A 16,734-nucleotide genomic window follows, 5' to 3' on the forward strand; every position below is an offset into this window, starting at 1 on the left:
AATTTGAGCAACTATAGTAAAAAGGAAAGAAGATACCTTCTTTCCTTTTTTTTCTATTTAAATTTCTATTACTTCACCACTTCATTTATTATATCTATTAATTGATGAATCCCCTCATCATTTGTTTTCTTATATCCATTCATGTTTTGAATATACCTCTCCTTATTTGTATACAACTTATTTACTGCATGTGTAAATGTACTACTGTTTACTCTATCTTGAAGTAAAACTTCTGCATATCCTTGTCGTGCAAAATGGTCAGCATTTAAAACTTGATCCCCTCTACTGGAACCATTAGTTAACGGAATAAGCAACATCGGTTTCTTCAAAAATAACAATTCAGAAATAGCAGTAGAACCCGCTCTGGAAACTACAACACTTGCCATATTCAGTATATGCGGTAACTCTTCCCCTATATATTCAAATTGTATATAACCTTCCATTCCAATAGCTGGGTCCACCTTCCCTTTACCACACATATGAACAATATTAAAATTTAATAATAATGTATCTAAACTTTTCCTTACCATATCATTTATCCACTTAGCACCTTGACTCCCACCCATTATTAACAATACCGGTTTATCTTGCTGAAATTTACAATAGCTTCTTCCTCGTAATACGTTACCTCTCTCAATTTCTTCCCTTACAATTGGCCCTACATAAACCTTCTTCTCAGTACTTACATTACCCCCTGTTTGAGGAAATGTTGTACATAGTTTTTTAGAAAAAGGTAATGCTATTTTATTTGCCAACCCTAACGTACTATCTGGTTCACGTATTATTATAGGTACACGATTTAACCATGCCCCTATAACTACAGGAACTGAAACAAATCCTCCTGCTGAAAAGATAACATCAGGCTTCATCTTCTTAATTAATTGATAACTTTGTAAACAACCGTGTATAATTTTAAAAGGATCTTTAAAGTTCTCCCAATCCCAATATCTCCTAAGCTTCCCCGTCGAAATACTATTGTATTTAACATTTTGAACTAATAATTTTTCAATTCCATTTTGAGATCCAATATACTCAACTCCCCATCCTTTTTCCATAAATTTAGGAATCAATACCATATTAATCATTACGTGTCCGGCTGTACCGCCCCCAGTAAAGAGAATCTTTTTATTCATAACTTATATCCACCTTTATCATTAAAAATCTAGCTTTATATTAATCTTTAACTCAAGTCCTATATCTTGTAAAAGATCTTTGATGAGTTCATAAAAATCATTTCCATACTCACTACACTCATACTGAGCAAAAACTTGAATCATATGCCTAGTTCTAGTCTCTAGTGCTGGCTTTATTCGATCAACCTTCTTTTCTTCAACATACGCTCGATATTGATTTATTGCCTCATAAAGGTGCAACACATGCGCTTCTTCATCTTTCCAATCCAACGTATCAACAATCGAAAGAAATAGCGTACTTTGATTATCTATCGCTTCATAACAATTCATATATTTGTTACATCCTTTTATATTTTTATTGAATGCAGATTTCACTACACTTCGCATATTCAAGTACATCTTTTAATGATTGCTGAAATTGAATTTCTGGGATCCATCCTAATTTTTTTATATCCTCTAATAATAAATTTTCATTTGAGTTACTCCCACTATTCTCTTTTTCTTTTATAGTAAAATTCAGCTGTGTTAATCCTTTAAATTGCTCCAATACATCTAATAAAGAGCGTTTTACTCCTGATCCAATATTATATTGTTTTCCATTTATACCATCACGTAATAACACATGATACGCTTTAACTGCATCACGTACATCTAGAAAGTCTCTACTATCTTTCAAACTGTTTACTTCAATAATCGCTTTACTTCTACCCGATTCTATATCTATCATTTTTTTTGCGAGAATTGAACAAACACCATTCGATACTCCTGGACCAATTAAGTTCGAGGGCTTTGCAATGATAATATTTGAATCCATTAACCCACCCCAAGCCTCTGCAATAATGACTTGCATAGTTTTACTTAAACTATATGGATTTGAAACTTTTATGTTTTTCATACTATCTGCTTGCAATGCAGATCCTATAACTAATGTTTTACAATGCGAGGCTTCCTGCTTAATGGCCTCTAATAAATATAAAGTCCCTATTACGTTAATCTCTATATATTCCAGAGAAGCTGTCCAAGACTCTATGACCGAATTTCTTCCTGCTAAATGCAATACACAGTCTGGCTTTATTTGTTTCATTACCTTCATTACTTCACTCTTATTTGTTAAATCACAAGTAATACCATTTTCGATTTTTTCACTATGTGAACGATTTTGAAACATAGGAATTACATGAAAGCCCTGCTCTAAAAAATATTGGCAAGCATGACGTCCTGTGAAGCCATTTGCACCAGTGATTAAAAGGCTCGCATTTTTTTTCATCGTAAAAACCCTCCTTTTTCTAACATTTGTTTCACCTCATGTTTTGTAAGTAAGTCTTGTTGTGAACTAAAACTATTCACATCCACAAGCGGATAACTAGCATAATATTCTTGAAGTCCTTCTATAGGAATAGTCGGTAGTACCACAAAATAATTTTGATCAAAACTAATACTTGTTTTACTCTCTACCTCAGATAAAAGCATTTCACTTAATTTTTCACCAGGTCTTATCCCTACCTCTTTTATCTTCACGTTTTCTTTTTTCGAATCTTCAATTAATACTTTTGCTAAATCCGTTATTTTACATGCTGGCATTTTCATAACAAAGATTTCTCCTCCTCTTCCTTCAGATGCTGCTTTAAATAACAATCCAACAGCATCTTCAATTGTTAAGAAAAATCTAGTCATATTCTCATCAGTAATCCCTACCTGTGAAGACTTTTTAATTTGCTTTTTAAAGAGCGGTACCACACTTCCACTCGTCCCTAAAACATTTCCACCACGAACACAAATGAATTTGGTTTTCTTCGTTTGCACATTCGCATGAACCATTAACTTTTCACCAATTGCTTTTGTCATCCCATACGTATTTGATGGGTCGGCCGCTTTATCAGTTGAAACATATATAACTTTCTCAACTTGCTCCTGGATTGATGCTTCAATTACATTTTGCGTACCATGTATATTTGTTTTTATAGCTTCATAAGGATAATACTCACATACTGGAACATGTTTTAAAGCTGCAAGATGGAATACATAATGTACACCCTGGCACGCATAGACTAGTTGGTCCTTATCACGAATATCTCCAATAATAAATTTTAATCTATCGTCATTTATAAACTGTTGCTGCATTTCAAACTGAACCGTTTCATTCCTTGAAAAAACCCTAATTTCTTTCGGCGATTTTTCTAATAGTTGTTTTATAAGTTCATGTCCCCACGAACCTGTTCCACCAGTAATTAAAATTATTTTATTAAGCATTCCATTTCCTCCTACTGTACATTTCATTAAAAATTGTACTTACCAAAGCTATTGAATTATTTTCAATTGATTCAAATCATAATCGTCGTTTGTTACATTAAATTGACAAAATAAAAAAACAGAAACTATTAAACATAGTTTCTGTTTTTCATTTCACCTCTTAACAGTAAGATTTTTTCATACTGTTTGCACGATAGCTATATTACTTATAAAAAAACACCGCTCATTTATTTCATATACTCGTAATAAAATAAATAGAATGATTCATAACCAATATCATGTTTAAATTCATGAAAAGGGAGGTAATGGAATGTACCAAAGCAACTCAAATAATACATATAATGAAGCTTCCAAAGCACTTCCTCTCTCCCTATTTGATGTGAAAAGTGAGTTAAAACAAAAATGCACACTCATTCATTCTGAAACCATGTATAAATTAACGAAAGAAGAGCAACTCATCATCGAGAACATAAAAGTACAAACAAAACAACTAAATAAAAATAATGTAACAAGAACACGTGCATACTACCAATTTTACATTCAATATCCAGAAATACATTGGGCACTACTTGGGCATATGGTATCACGTAACGGTGGTTGGAATATGACCGATTTAAAGGGAGATTTATATACGAGAATTTTATCAGAGAAAGATCAAATTACATTTTTTTCTTTTTTAGAAAGGGGAAATTGGCTTATTTTCCAAGATGTATATCCTCAATTTTTGCTATATGAACAAAGTGTAAAAAGATCGCAAAGGCTATTTCACCTTCTCCCTCACCTAAATGTTTCTACATTTATGGAAACGATGTGGAACGATTTTTGGAAAACAGGTAACAAAAAAACATTAGCGATTGCAACTATTATTAATGAACAAAACTACTTAGAAAAAAGAGTTATTCAAAATGCACACTTTAAAAAGACTGTACTAAATAGTATTGGATTTAAACTCTTTGATTTCTTTCAGTTTAATCATATCCTTTTCCCATTCTACGAAAATGATAAGAAACAAAAAGTATTACTATTTGGTGATACAATGAAACATTTTACATCCTTGCATGAACGAATCTTAATTGGAAAAAGATTGTATTCACTATTATTTCGGGATACACATATTTTATCTCAAATAATAAGTTGGGCCGAGCATCATCCACACACAGGCTCAAGGAAAGATTACTGGCCTCATTTATTTTCAAGTGTAAATGAATCTTTTTCCCGTGAGTTTTATAAACGCCGAATAAAGAAATGCCAGTTGCGTAGTGGCGCATATCGTATATACAGCCCTGCACTCATCTATGCATGGCGCGATATGAAACATGAAGAAGATGAAAGTAAAGATTGGTTTACTGATTGGCAAGTTGTAAATTACTTAGTTGATAAGGAGGAAAATATAAGTGGACAAATTTCAGAAGACTACTGCAAAACACTCGAAAAAATTGAACTTGCCATTCTTGCAAAGAAAAATGTCCTCCTCCGAGAGGAAGAATGACTTCCTAGCTATAATAATTACAGTTTTTTTCTCTGCTATTATTGGAACTTGTTTAGATGCTTTCTTTGTTAATAAACAAATATATTCTTTTCCGGTTAGACCCTTCTCATCCACATTTTCAGTTAACATAGCTTTCACGTTACTCGTACTACCGATTTTAACAGCCTCTTTTATTCAAATTTCAAAGGAATTATCTACCATTTCTAGAACTCTATTTATTATTTCAATAGGCGTTTGTGCTAGCATTTTTGAGCAAATTGCTGAGAGGCTAGGCTTATTTGTACATAGTACGGATTGGCAGCATAGTTATTCTTTGTTTGGATATATCATTTTCTTTTCTCTTATTTGGAAATTTTATAATTGGATGCTAAAAATAAAGAGACCGTTTTTATAACGGTCTCTCCTTAAGCATAATCTTCAGTTACTGCTACTGAACGACTTTGAAGGCTTTTTGATCGCAAACGATATGCAACTACTTTCTTCTTATATTGCTTTATTACATCAACGTGTTCCTCGTAGCTATATATAGAAAATCTAATCTCTCTTTTTCCTTTCTTCGTCTCCATGACTATTGGTGTACCATTCCCTTGTGGCGGAAAATAATGTTTATCTAAAAATAAAGCCTCGTTAAATTCATGAATAACTTGAACTTTCATTTCTCCTTCTATACTTTCCCCATCTACTGTTATAGTAGTATTTTCCTCATCAAGTTTTTGATGTAACTCAAATCTACTAATAATTGATTCTACAACAGAAGTTGGCATACTAGAAACTAGTACTTTAAGAGCACCAAAAATAAATAATGTAACTATAAACCATGTTGTCATTTTAATCATCTCCATTACGCTCTAAAATGAGTAGTGTTATACTCCTTATTACGATTCATTCATTTTCAAAATAAAAATTTCATTCCATAAGGTACTAATATACTAATAAGTATCCCTGTTACAATCATCGTTACCGAGCCAATAGTTGCCTCTTTCTCTCCTTCTTTCACTAAGCGACTCACACCAATGATATGTGATGCACAGCCCATCCCAACTCCTTTTCCAATTGTACTTGTTATTCGAAAAAACTTAAGTGCCGTCGGTCCTATGATAGCACCTGTTATTCCTGCAACAACTACAAAACTAGCAGTCATAGATGGAATGCCACCAATTTGATCCGCTAATGAAATGGCAATAGGCATTGTCGCTAATTGTGGTAAAGTTGTTAATATAAGTTCCTTATCTATATTTAAAATTCCACCAATCACTACATTCATACTCGTTAAAGCCACTATACCTATCACTACGCCGATTAGTATCGCTAAAAAATTTTTCATAAGTATCTTTCGCTCTTTAAATAGAGGTATGGCTAACGCTACAATTGCAGGACTCAAAAAGCCTGAAAGAATGTCTCCCCCATTTTCCTTATACTCATGATGAGAAATACCAAATATCAAAAATAAACAAATCATAATTGCTGTAACTGTTAATACCGGTAACGTAAATGGAAACGTAAATTTTTTATATAACTTTGTCGCCAATAAATAAATTACTACAGTAATAATAATTAAGACCATTTGAATCGTGCACCTTGTCGATTTTATTTTTTTGATGTTACTAATAATTGACTTACATACCCTGAAACAATCAATGTTACTAAAGTACTTATAACAACTAGAAAGAACATAATACTACCCTTACTTAAAAGAAATGAGCCGTATTCCATTAACCCCGTCGTCGAAGGAATTAAAAATAAAGGTAAAAATACTATTAGCTTTTCTGCACCTATCTCAAACCATTTTAATGGCACAATGCGAGTGGAAAGAAGCAGAAAAAGAATTAACATTCCTATTAAACTTCCTGGCATAGATAGATGAAATACTTCCTGAATCCATACACCAACCAAACTAAACATATATAGCACTCCTACTTGAAGTAAAAGCGTCAAAAACTTCAATTGCTACTCCCCATTTCAATACCAAATTCCCACAATTTATTATTGAATCTCGTTTAATGTCTCTGCAAACCTTGTAATTCCAAGCTGAATTTGTTCTACATTCGCTCTGCCAAAAGTAAATCGGATATATTCACTTTTCGAACCTAGGACGCTTCCTGGGACAAATGCTACACCATTTTGTATAGATTCACCTAGTAAATGATATTCATCAAACGTTCCTTGTACTTTGCACCATAAATGTATTCCGCCCTCGGGTATAAAAAATTCAACCTGGTCCCCTAATATTTCTTCAAGCTTTCTAATTAACTCATCTCTTCTTTGCTTCAGTTGTCCACGAAGCATCGTAATATGCGTATGAAAATCCTCTGATTCTAAAAATTGGTTCGCTACCCACTGTGTAAATACACTATGACCGAAATCAACTTGCTGCTTCGCATCTGCCAATCGCTCAATTACGCGCGTGGGGCCAATTACCCAACCAATCCGTAATCCTGATGCAACAATTTTTGATAATGAGCTTACATAAAGAACGTTTCCATTTTGATCCATCGATTTCAATGTTGGATTTACTTCTCCATTAAAAGAAGTCAAACTATACGGATCATCTTCTACAATCGGTATACCAAATTCAGAAGATAATTCTAAAACCTTTTTACGTCTTGCCAATGAAAGTACCGTTCCAGTTGGATTTTGATAATCCGGATTTAAAAACACCATACGAATGCGATGCTTTTTGTGCAAATTGATTAAGTCATCTGGATTCATACCATGCTGATCAACTGGTAAACGGAATATTTTTAAACCTGCTGATTTAAACATCGGAAGTGAATAACAATATGAAGGATCCTCAATTGCAATTGCATCGCCAGGTTTTAACAAACATTGAACGATAAGATTAAGTGCCTGCTGAGCTCCTGATGTAATAAGAATAGAACTTGAATCTGCTTCTATTTGTTTATATTGCTCGACATGTGCCGCAATTGTTTTTCGCAACATCTCATTTCCAAGTGGATGGTCATAACCGAGATTTTCCATAAATGTTTTCTCCGACAAAATTGTTCGAAATCTATCACTCGGAATTAATTCTGGTGACAATTCACCACTCGCTAAATTGATTAAATCATCTTTTTGTGTTTCCGTTCGAATTTGTTGAACGAGTGGTACATTAGGTAAGAACGATCCATCCTCAACATACCTCCCCCAGTTCGGTATTCGTTTATGTGACACACCCCATATGTCTGTATTCACCCGGGTGCCGCTTCCTTTTTGCCGTTCTACTACCCCAAGGGATTTTAATTCCTCATAAGCAGCTACTACCGTACTCCGGTTCACTTGTAACTTCTGTGCTAACATACGCTCAGAAGGTAATTTTCTATCAGAAGGGAATTCACCGGTAGAAATGCCTCTTTCAATGTAATCAGCAATTTGTTTATACACTGGTATCTTATCTGCACGATTCGGTTTCCATTCCATTTAGTTCCCTCCTCTCCAAGCTAGTGTCCTGAATTCATTAACAACAGTATTCACTGTAAAAATGGTATTAATCAAGCGCATGGTTTAAAAATACCTCAACCGTCACATTAAAATTAGTCGGCTGTTCTAAATAAGGCAAATGCCCACTATTCTTCAGCTCAACGAACATCACGTTTCTCAGGTGTTTTTCAAATTCTCTCACATACTTTTCCGGAACAAAATAATCATTCTCTCCTCGTATTATTAATACAGGACATGCAATATTAGAGAGGTATGGTCTTTGATCGTAATCAACTAATTCAGTAAATAGCCTTTGAATGTGCATCGGATGAATAGTTTGTAGGGATTGATGAAATCCTCGGACAATTGCATCATTATCTTCTACTCCCATCGCTCTCAATAACGTATCCGCCCAAGTTTTTCCTTTATCATGCAAGCTAAGTAAATCATATACTTCAAGTCGTTCTTTACGATCTGCCGGTTCTAAATAAGGAAATGCATTTACAACAATTAAGCTAGAAACAAAACTTGGATATTGAATGGCAAAATCGATACCGACTCTAGCCCCTTTTGAAAGACCGCAAATTGTTACTGATTTTAGCTTTAAATGATTACATAACCCATATAAAACATTTGAATATTCTTTAAAAGTAATTTCAATCCCTTCGGATTTCCCATGTCCAGGTAAATCGAGTGAGATTACTGTCCATCTTTCCTTGAAGTATTTTCTTTGGTATAACCAATTATTCGAATTCCCTCCAAGACCATGTAAAAACAATATGACAGGCCCCGATCCTTCTATATTGTAAAAAACCTTTCGATTCTTATATTCAAAATACATAATCATCACCTTCAGATGTAGCATCACATATTTTTATCTTTGAATGAATATATCCAAAACGGTTCTCTTTCTAACCACTCAACTGTGCCTGAAATACCGTCTTCATACTCTCTTTCCAGCTCATCCACTTTAGTTGTAAATTGTGATGCATGTGCTCGTAATGCTTCCAATTTTTTCGGAACATATTTTTTCACTTCATTTTTAAAATCTGGAGGCCCTATTTCGTCTTCATGATTTTTCGAAAAAGCTACAGCATAAAAGGCTGGTCGTTTACTTTCTGAAATATTAGCTAAGGCCTCTACTACTGCTTCCCCTGTTGCATCATGATCTGGATGAACTGCATACCCAGGATAGAAAGAAATAACTACAGAAGGATTCAATTCTTCAATACAGTTTTGAATCAAGCTTCTTAATTTTCCAGGCTCTTCAAATTCAAGAGTTTTATCACGATATCCCATCATACGTAAATCTTTAATCCCTAAAATATTTGTAGCTCGCTTTAACTCTTTCTCTCTAATAGCATATAAAGATTCACGAGTTGCAAAAGGTGGATTCCCCATCGCTCTCCCCATTTCACCAAGTGTTAAGCAAACGTAGGTAAGAGGGACTTTCTGCTCCGTATAAGCCAAAATTGTCCCAGCCACACAATACGACTCATCATCTGGATGCGGGAAAACAACTAAAACATGGCGCTCATTTTTCATCAATGCATTAACTCCTTCATCATATACACACTCTATAAAATAACAACCGCATACCAAGTAACTCCCACAAGAAGCCCTAAAAGAAGAATGGTATAGATAGCAGATAAGTTTTTTACATTCCTCTTTGTAGACTTACCGTAATTCTCTTCTACATTTCGTGCGACTAGTACGGTCCCCAATAGTGATACAACTACAATAATAACAACTAGTGAAATCGCAAAACTCATTGTCTTTCACCTCTCTAAAGCCAGTCTATTTTAAAGCAGGAATAAAATACTACCTTTCTTCTCTTATCATAATAGAAGTTTGTAAAAAACGGACCAACCACTTTTGTGTTTTTTTGCTCATCCACTTTAAAAATAAAAAGCAACTGCTCACTTAGGACCAGTTGCTCTTTTACAAGGCTACTTGTATTCATTTTCAATTAAAATTAATTCGATTTAAAAGTTTGGTCTTTTCATAATGAAACATTGATTGAGATAGCTCGAAAATTGTTCCATTTACAAGATAAACTGTATTTTCAATAAGAAGCGCTGGATCATCTTCATTTAGTTCTAAAAGCTGTGCATTTTCTTTATTTATTTTTTCACAACTAATAACTTTATCGGCAAAGCCAATATTTAATCGTAAATCCTCAATGAAATAACTGTATACAGAACTTAATGCTATTTCTTCATTCAAATAAGGAATGATATCTTTTTTGAAATAACTTACTTCAATTGAAGGCCCTTTTTCAAATTGTGCAACGCAGCACTATATTGAGTATCTTAAAGTTTTTACTAATGATAAATGTTAACAGACTTATTCTTCAATAATGAATTGTGAAATTAGCATTTCTAAATTTTCGACTTTCTTTTTCATTTCATTAGATTTCGTCGTTATTTCTTGAATCAATGTGGCTTGTGCTTGAATTGATTGTACCGTTCGATTCGTTTCTTGTGCGACTTGTGTTGCAGTTTCAGAAACTATTGATAAAGAGGCATTCACTTCTTCTGTCCCAGCAGACATTTCTTCTGTGGCAGCAGACACTTCTTGAATTTGGGACGTTATTCTATTAATATCTTGCATAATAGATGAAAATGCGAGTTCTGCCTTATGTACTGCTTCTTTACCACCACTAGCCTGTTGTTGACCTTTTTTCATTACATGAACTGTATCCTGTGTATCTTGATGTATAAAACGTAATAAATTATTTATATCATTTACAGATGTTTTAGATTTCTCTGCCAGACCTCTTACTTCAGCTGCAACTACCGCAAATCCTTTTCCATTTTCTCCGGCGCGTGCTGCCTCAATTGCTGCATTTAAGGCAAGTAAATTCGTTTGTTCCGCAATATTAGTAATAATATCTAGCGCTTCTTCAATTTGTTGTGTACGCGTAACAAGTCTATCAATGACCTTAGAAGTTTCTTCGACAACTTCATTCACACTATTCATTTGACGAATAGATTGTTTTATAACTTCACTACCAAAATTTGCTTGGTCTATTGTTGCAACAGCAACTTCAGCAACCATCGCTGAAGATTCAGCTACAGTTTGAACTCCAGTTGCAATTTCTTCCATCGAAGTTGAACTTTCTTGAATACTAGTCACTTGTCCCTCTATTTCTTTATTTACTTCAGAAGTAGTTCGAACAACCTCGTTTGATATATGTGCTGCCGTTTTTGTCTCTTGTAGCATATTTTCAGTTGAAGTAATTACTTCTTTCGCTGTAACCTTCACCTGACCGATTAATTGTTGCAAGTTATCTAACATACTATTAAAGGATTGTACAATACGGCCTAATTCGTTCTCGGATTTATAAGAAGTTCGAATTGTTAAATCTCCAGCAGATACTCGTTCCATATCTTTTTGTAATAATACAATTGGTTTTTTTATAGTATTTTTTATTATAAAACCAATAAAAATGATTATTATGATGCCAACAAATGAAATCATTACAAATGTTATTATTGTATTTTTCACACTATTGATATTCTCTTTTTGTAGTTGTTCAGCCGCGGTATTATTATGTACAATAAGTTCACGAATAGACTGAATTGTTTTCCCCATATTAGGTTCAATTTCTTTTAAATAATAGCTATACGCTTCTTCATTATTAGTCAGTCCCAAGTCCTGTGCTTTCTTCATTTGTATTCTTAAATCTTTGAATTGACTTTGAAATGCATTATACAAGTCCTTTTCTTTATGAGAACTAATTCTAGTTTCAAATTGTTTTAATAACTCCTCACTTTCTTTCCTAGTCTTATCTATTTCTGTTATTAGTTCTTTCATTCTATTTTCATCTTTCGATATCATAATCTCCATAAAATTCATATTAGCATGGTAAAAATTTGATTCTACAATTCCTATCCATTGAATTGGTAATAGCCTTTCGTCATACATACTAGAAGATGTATTTTCACCTTTTTGAAGCCCTAAAAACCCCAGTGCAGATAACATGATACAAGCCAAACTCGATATAATGACTAATACATTTAATTTCGTTCCAATTTTACTATTTTTAATAAAAAACAACACTTACACCTCATCTATATATTATATTTATACGTTTTATATTACAACATTAATCGACATTTATCGACATTTTTTTCGTATCAATCTTATAATTGTATTAAGTTATTATATTAACTATATAAACCTATTCAAAGAACTTTGATTCTCATAATAACAAATACTAAAAGGCTTATGCGAATTCTACAAGACTTTTAATAGAGTTACATTGTTTCTATGAAATTATGTTGAAAATTAAAGTGACTTATTAGTACTTATAACTTCTTGATAGAGAATCGGTAACCACGTCTTCGCTAAATAAGATTTGAAATCATTAACAGACCTCTTCACTTAAAAGGTCTGTTTTTTTATATGTAAGATTTTATTAATCATATGACATAGTGATCAATTAAAACTATTTCTTCTTTCAAATAAAAACATTTGTATTTACTCCACTACTCGGAGAAATTAAAAAAGCATCAAGTTCAAAAACGCCCTCTTTATTAATAAAAGCTATTTCTTAACTTCCTAAAAGTGTTATACACTAAGAAAATAAAAAACAAACTATTCGTTAGCAGGTGAAAAAATATGTATGACATTACAATTATCGGTGCTGGAGTGAGTAGCATTTTTATGGCTTATACATTAGCCAAAAGCAACAAAAAGGTTTTAATTCTTGATAAAGGTAAACCGTTAGAACATCGAAATTGCTCTTTAGAACAAGGGGAAATATGTAACTGTACTGCATGTGATAAATATTTCGGGTTTGGTGGTTTAGGAAAATCTGAAGGGAAATTTAATTACACAAACGGTTTTGGAGGCGGACTTGAGCAAAAGGTAGGTAAAGAAGGCTTTATACAACTCATGGATGAAGTAGATGAAATTCTATGTCAGTTTGGCGGAAGTTCAGTTTCAAAATATTCTACAGAAAATCTAAATCTCACTAAGAGAGCTGAAGCATGTGGTTTACAAATGCTAACAACCGAAGTAAGACATCTTGGTACTACACTTTCCCGTAACATTTTTCAGCAGCTCTATGAATTTTTACTTACGAAAATAGATATCCAATTTCATATAGATGTAGAGCATATCATGAAACAGAAAAATCATTTTAAAATAGATACCAATCAAGGAATAGTTCAATCTAAGCAAATCGTATTTGCAACAGGACGTTCCGGAGCGGATTGGTTAAAAGAAATGTGCACTTCTCTAAATATTTCTCAAGAGCAAACTCGTGTAGATTTAGGTATTAGAGTAGAGATGAAAGAACACCAATTACGTTCTATATTAAAAGATACATTTGAGACAAAACTTTCTTATGAGCATGAACTTTTCACGGCTACTACTTACTGTATGAATCCAAAAGGACGCATTATTCGAAAGTACGAAGACGGCTTGATTATGCCTGACGGTCAAAATTTCCGAGAGCAAGAAACTGGCACTTCTAACTTAAATTTCACTTTATTTATCCCGCGCTATTTTCCAACTCTCAGAGAAGCAAATGTATACGCAAGTTCAATTATTAAAAACATTAACCAAGGACGAGATCGGATTGTTACACAGCGTTTAGAGGACTTAATAAAGAAACAACCTACAGCGGAGAACACCATGAAACATAATCGTATACAGCCTACACTACATGGAGATTATGGAGACTTGAATAAAGAAATTCCTCCATTATATATTGAAGGACTCAAAAAATTTTTATTACGTTTAGAACAATTTATCCAAGAACCTATCGATCAAGATACTTTATTATATGGAATTGATGGCAAGTTTTACGCTCCTACAATAAAAATCAATAACCATTTTGAAACAAGTATAAATGGGCTATTTTTAATTGGAGATTGTTCAGGCGTCACTCATTCATTATCTCAAGCAGCTGCAAGTGGGCTGTATGTTGGAAAATACTTGTCTGATATTTAATTGCTATAATTTAGATACCAATCAAATATTTTGAGTTTCACCAGTACTTTACTTATGTAGTAATAGCATGAATGAAATCATTCCCGCGCTACTGATTAACCCACAAAGAATCGGGATTTTACAAGATACATATTTAATATAACCATGTATGTAAAACTATTGACATTCAATTCTAACAAATTGAATGTCAATAGTTTTACAAGTCTCTATTCATTTTCACTTTTATTTGTTCGATATTTTGTAACATCGCCGTAGTGTTTAATATGTTAGGATGTCTATAAGTATTTTTTACTACGACTATGACTTTTTCTGCTCTGTTTCTAAAAAAATTAGATGTATGTTACTTCGCTTTAAAATTCTCCATTGTATGTATATGAATACTTCAAAATATTACCTTTAGAAAAATATAATATAAATGGTTCACCACACTCTAATAGTTATAAAAATATAATATATAACATTAGTTAAATAAATTCTATAAAGAAGGTGTAAAAATGAAGAATAAAATAAATTTACAAATGCAAAATATAAGCTTTGTTTTAATAATTGCTTTAGCAGTATGGTTAAAAACATATCTTATTACGCGATTCAGTTTTGATTTAAAAATTGAGTCTTCTACACAAGAACTTATTTTGTTTATTAGCCCTCTCGCTGCATCGTTAGCATTTGTTGGATTAGCATTATTTGCAACCGGTGAAAAGAGAAATTATATAGCGCTATGTATTAATCTCTTATTAACAATCGTACTTGTTGGGAATGTAATGTTCTATGATTTTTATAATGATTTCGTTACGTTACCAGTACTTGGACAAACATCAAACTTTGGCCAATTAGGCGGCAGTATTATAGAAATATTGAACTACAAAATTATACTCGCATTCGTAGACATTATTTTCTTCTTTATTTTATTAAAAAAGAAAGCAATAGTCTTTAAAACAGAACGTGTAACTCATTCTGCACGCTTATTATATTTTCTTTTAACGATTGGTGTCTTTTTTGCGAATCTACATCTTGCAGAAAAAGAACGACCTGAATTATTAACGAGATCCTTCGACCGCGTAATGCTTGTGAAAAATTTAGGACTATACACTCATCAAGTATATGATTTAACACTACAAGTAAAAGCAGGATCCCAAAAGGCACTTGCAGATAGTAGTAAATTACAAGAAACTGAAAACTACGTAAAAGCAAACCAAAGTGAACCAAATCCTAATATGTTTGGTGCAGCGAAAGGAAAAAACGTAATTGTCGTTACTCTTGAATCCTTGCAAACCTTTTTAATAGGTGCATCCGTCAATGGCCAAGAAGTTACACCGTTCTTGAATGAATTCATAAATGAAAGCTATTACTTTGATAACTTTTTCCACCAAACTGGGCAAGGAAAAACATCAGATTCTGAATTTCTAATAGATACATCGTTGTATCCATTAAATCGAGGAGCTGTATTCTTCACGCACGGTAACAACGATTATACTGCCACTCCAGAAATTTTACGTCAGCAAGGCTATTTCACTTCTGTATTCCATGCGAATAACGCAACATTTTGGAATCGTAATATCATGTACTCTGCTCTTGGTTATGATCGTTACTATAATGAACTTGATTACAAAATTACACCCGAAACAAATTTAAATTGGGGATTAAAAGATATCGAATACTTTGATCAATCGGTAGATATATTAAAAACTGTTGATCAACCATTTTATGCTCGTTTCCTTACTTTAACAAATCATTATCCATTTACGTATGATGAAGATACAAAATTCATTGAACCATACAACTCTGGTAATGGCGTATTTGATCGTTATATCGTAACAGCACGTTACTTAGACGAATCAATTAAAAAATTTATTGAGCGTCTAAAAGCCGAGGGAATGTATGATGATTCTATTATTGTGTTATATGGTGATCATTATGGCATTTCTGAAAAACATAATCGCGCAATGGCACAGTTTTTAGAAAAAGATCAAATAACAGAATTTGATACTTTAAATTTACAACGCACACCTCTATATATTCATATCCCTGGCCAAACAGAAGGTCAAACTATTTCAAAGCCTACGGGACAAATCGATATGAAACCTACTATTCTAAATTTATTAGGGATTGATACTACTAACGATATCCGTTTTGGCCATGATATGTTTTCAGATGAATATACCGGTTTTGTTGTTTTACGTGATGGTAGCTTTATTACAGACAAGTATGCATACACAAACAATACTTTCTATGACCGCATAACAGGTGAAATTGTAGATTTACCAAAAAAAGAAGCACAAGCACTCATTAACCGTGCACAAAATGAGTTACGAATGTCTGACAAAATTATTGAAGGCGATTTATTACGTTTCTCAGAAAGTAATAAAATTAAAACTGGAGAAGTAAAAACTAAAATTAAAGAAACTGAAAAGTAATCTATATAAGGAAAGGGAGCAACTTATTAAAAGTTGCTCCCTTTTTACTTTCTTATAACACATGGTG

The 16,734-nt window shown here is 33.0% G+C and carries 16 protein-coding genes and 1 pseudogene; 4 read left to right on the forward strand and 13 right to left on the reverse strand.

Features of this window, described 5'->3' with window-relative positions:
* Window positions 1-68 precede the first annotated feature (68 nt).
* The 4 genes from BAU23_RS01650 to BAU23_RS01665 are packed head-to-tail and all read right to left on the reverse strand — an operon-like array spanning window position 69 to window position 3,383.
* A complete protein-coding gene (locus BAU23_RS01650; RefSeq protein WP_001035073.1) occupies window positions 69-1,133 on the reverse strand; it encodes an undecaprenyldiphospho-muramoylpentapeptide beta-N-acetylglucosaminyltransferase in 1,065 nt (354 codons plus the stop codon).
* 21 nt (window positions 1,134-1,154) lie between these two features.
* Window positions 1,155-1,463: a DUF6572 domain-containing protein gene (locus BAU23_RS01655; protein WP_000995930.1), complete on the reverse strand. Its 309-nt coding sequence runs from the start codon at window positions 1,461-1,463 to the stop codon at window positions 1,155-1,157.
* A 25-nt stretch (window positions 1,464-1,488) separates the two neighbouring features.
* Window positions 1,489-2,400, reverse strand: a complete 912-nt coding sequence (locus BAU23_RS01660) for an SDR family oxidoreductase (protein ID WP_071733439.1) — start codon at window positions 2,398-2,400, stop codon at window positions 1,489-1,491.
* Window positions 2,397-3,383, reverse strand: coding sequence for a UDP-N-acetylglucosamine 4,6-dehydratase family protein (locus tag BAU23_RS01665; protein WP_000932603.1), 987 nt, complete (start codon window positions 3,381-3,383; stop codon window positions 2,397-2,399). Before BAU23_RS01665 ends, BAU23_RS01660 begins: the two co-directional genes overlap by 4 nt.
* A 310-nt stretch (window positions 3,384-3,693) precedes the next feature.
* Between BAU23_RS01665 and BAU23_RS01670 the strand changes: the two genes are divergently transcribed.
* Window positions 3,694-4,872, forward strand: a complete 1,179-nt coding sequence (locus BAU23_RS01670) for a DUF2515 domain-containing protein (RefSeq protein ID WP_000284923.1) — start codon at window positions 3,694-3,696, stop codon at window positions 4,870-4,872.
* The gene (locus BAU23_RS30440) at window positions 4,847-5,266 is read left to right on the forward strand and encodes a CBO0543 family protein (RefSeq protein WP_071733441.1); all 420 of its coding nucleotides are present in this window, start codon (window positions 4,847-4,849) and stop codon (window positions 5,264-5,266) included. The genes BAU23_RS01670 and BAU23_RS30440 overlap by 26 nt, the downstream gene beginning before the upstream one ends.
* Before the next feature lie 10 nt (window positions 5,267-5,276).
* Here BAU23_RS30440 and BAU23_RS01680 read toward each other — a convergent pair whose 3' ends face one another.
* From BAU23_RS01680 to BAU23_RS01720, 9 genes and pseudogenes are all read right to left on the reverse strand, one after another.
* Window positions 5,277-5,699, reverse strand: coding sequence for a YfmQ family protein (locus BAU23_RS01680; RefSeq protein ID WP_000214620.1), 423 nt, complete (start codon window positions 5,697-5,699; stop codon window positions 5,277-5,279).
* Between the two features lie 65 nt (window positions 5,700-5,764).
* Window positions 5,765-6,436 carry an LrgB family protein gene (locus tag BAU23_RS01685; RefSeq protein ID WP_000242951.1) on the reverse strand — a complete coding sequence of 224 codons (672 nt, stop codon included), beginning with the start codon at window positions 6,434-6,436 and terminating at the stop codon, window positions 5,765-5,767.
* Window positions 6,437-6,459: 23 nt separating this feature from the next.
* Entirely contained in the window at window positions 6,460-6,816 is a 357-nt protein-coding gene (locus BAU23_RS01690; RefSeq protein ID WP_016130122.1) for a CidA/LrgA family holin-like protein, read from the reverse strand.
* Between the two features lie 39 nt (window positions 6,817-6,855).
* Window positions 6,856-8,289 (reverse strand): MocR-like pyridoxine biosynthesis transcription factor PdxR, encoded by a 1,434-nt coding sequence (gene pdxR, locus BAU23_RS01695; protein ID WP_000454953.1) that lies wholly within the window; start codon window positions 8,287-8,289, stop codon window positions 6,856-6,858.
* A 67-nt stretch (window positions 8,290-8,356) separates the two neighbouring features.
* Window positions 8,357-9,154, reverse strand: a complete 798-nt coding sequence (locus BAU23_RS01700; RefSeq protein WP_002094446.1) for an alpha/beta fold hydrolase — start codon at window positions 9,152-9,154, stop codon at window positions 8,357-8,359.
* Entirely contained in the window at window positions 9,154-9,834 is a 681-nt protein-coding gene (gene bshB2, locus BAU23_RS01705; RefSeq protein WP_000787330.1) for a bacillithiol biosynthesis deacetylase BshB2, read from the reverse strand. The genes BAU23_RS01700 and bshB2 overlap by 1 nt, the downstream gene beginning before the upstream one ends.
* 32 nt (window positions 9,835-9,866) lie before the next feature.
* Window positions 9,867-10,061, reverse strand: coding sequence for a hypothetical protein (locus BAU23_RS01710; RefSeq protein WP_000006471.1), 195 nt, complete (start codon window positions 10,059-10,061; stop codon window positions 9,867-9,869).
* Between the two features lie 193 nt (window positions 10,062-10,254).
* Window positions 10,255-10,557, reverse strand: a pseudogene (locus tag BAU23_RS01715) (UTRA domain-containing protein); the annotation flags it as partial.
* Window positions 10,558-10,635: 78 nt separating this feature from the next.
* Entirely contained in the window at window positions 10,636-12,351 is a 1,716-nt protein-coding gene (locus tag BAU23_RS01720; protein WP_071733443.1) for a methyl-accepting chemotaxis protein, read from the reverse strand.
* Window positions 12,352-12,915: 564 nt separating this feature from the next.
* Between BAU23_RS01720 and BAU23_RS01725 the strand changes: the two genes are divergently transcribed.
* A complete protein-coding gene (locus BAU23_RS01725; RefSeq protein WP_016130124.1) occupies window positions 12,916-14,253 on the forward strand; it encodes an NAD(P)-binding protein in 1,338 nt (445 codons plus the stop codon).
* A 494-nt stretch (window positions 14,254-14,747) separates the two neighbouring features.
* Complete coding sequence (locus BAU23_RS01735) at window positions 14,748-16,667, forward strand: LTA synthase family protein (protein WP_000791055.1); 1,920 nt, start codon at window positions 14,748-14,750, stop codon at window positions 16,665-16,667.
* Window positions 16,668-16,734 lie beyond the last annotated feature (67 nt).

The organism is Bacillus nitratireducens (assembly GCF_001884135.1).
Taxonomy (GTDB): domain Bacteria; phylum Bacillota; class Bacilli; order Bacillales; family Bacillaceae_G; genus Bacillus_A; species Bacillus_A nitratireducens.

What these genes read in the sequence shown, in the direction of transcription:
- BAU23_RS01710 (WP_000006471.1), bottom strand. Translation starts at nt 10,061, where the DNA reads ATGAGTTTTGCGATTTCACTAGTTGTTATTATTGTAGTTGTATCACTA.
- BAU23_RS01735 (WP_000791055.1), top strand. Translation starts at nt 14,748, where the DNA reads ATGAAGAATAAAATAAATTTACAAATGCAAAATATAAGCTTTGTTTTA.
- BAU23_RS01685 (WP_000242951.1), bottom strand. Translation starts at nt 6,436, where the DNA reads ATGGTCTTAATTATTATTACTGTAGTAATTTATTTATTGGCGACAAAG.
- BAU23_RS01680 (WP_000214620.1), bottom strand. Translation starts at nt 5,699, where the DNA reads ATGACAACATGGTTTATAGTTACATTATTTATTTTTGGTGCTCTTAAA.
- BAU23_RS30440 (WP_071733441.1), top strand. Translation starts at nt 4,847, where the DNA reads ATGTCCTCCTCCGAGAGGAAGAATGACTTCCTAGCTATAATAATTACA.
- BAU23_RS01650 (WP_001035073.1), bottom strand. Translation starts at nt 1,133, where the DNA reads ATGAATAAAAAGATTCTCTTTACTGGGGGCGGTACAGCCGGACACGTA.
- BAU23_RS01670 (WP_000284923.1), top strand. Translation starts at nt 3,694, where the DNA reads ATGTACCAAAGCAACTCAAATAATACATATAATGAAGCTTCCAAAGCA.
- BAU23_RS01725 (WP_016130124.1), top strand. Translation starts at nt 12,916, where the DNA reads ATGTATGACATTACAATTATCGGTGCTGGAGTGAGTAGCATTTTTATG.
- bshB2 (WP_000787330.1), bottom strand. Translation starts at nt 9,834, where the DNA reads ATGAAAAATGAGCGCCATGTTTTAGTTGTTTTCCCGCATCCAGATGAT.
- BAU23_RS01660 (WP_071733439.1), bottom strand. Translation starts at nt 2,400, where the DNA reads ATGAAAAAAAATGCGAGCCTTTTAATCACTGGTGCAAATGGCTTCACA.
- BAU23_RS01665 (WP_000932603.1), bottom strand. Translation starts at nt 3,383, where the DNA reads ATGCTTAATAAAATAATTTTAATTACTGGTGGAACAGGTTCGTGGGGA.
- BAU23_RS01700 (WP_002094446.1), bottom strand. Translation starts at nt 9,154, where the DNA reads ATGCTACATCTGAAGGTGATGATTATGTATTTTGAATATAAGAATCGA.
- BAU23_RS01655 (WP_000995930.1), bottom strand. Translation starts at nt 1,463, where the DNA reads ATGAATTGTTATGAAGCGATAGATAATCAAAGTACGCTATTTCTTTCG.
- pdxR (WP_000454953.1), bottom strand. Translation starts at nt 8,289, where the DNA reads ATGGAATGGAAACCGAATCGTGCAGATAAGATACCAGTGTATAAACAA.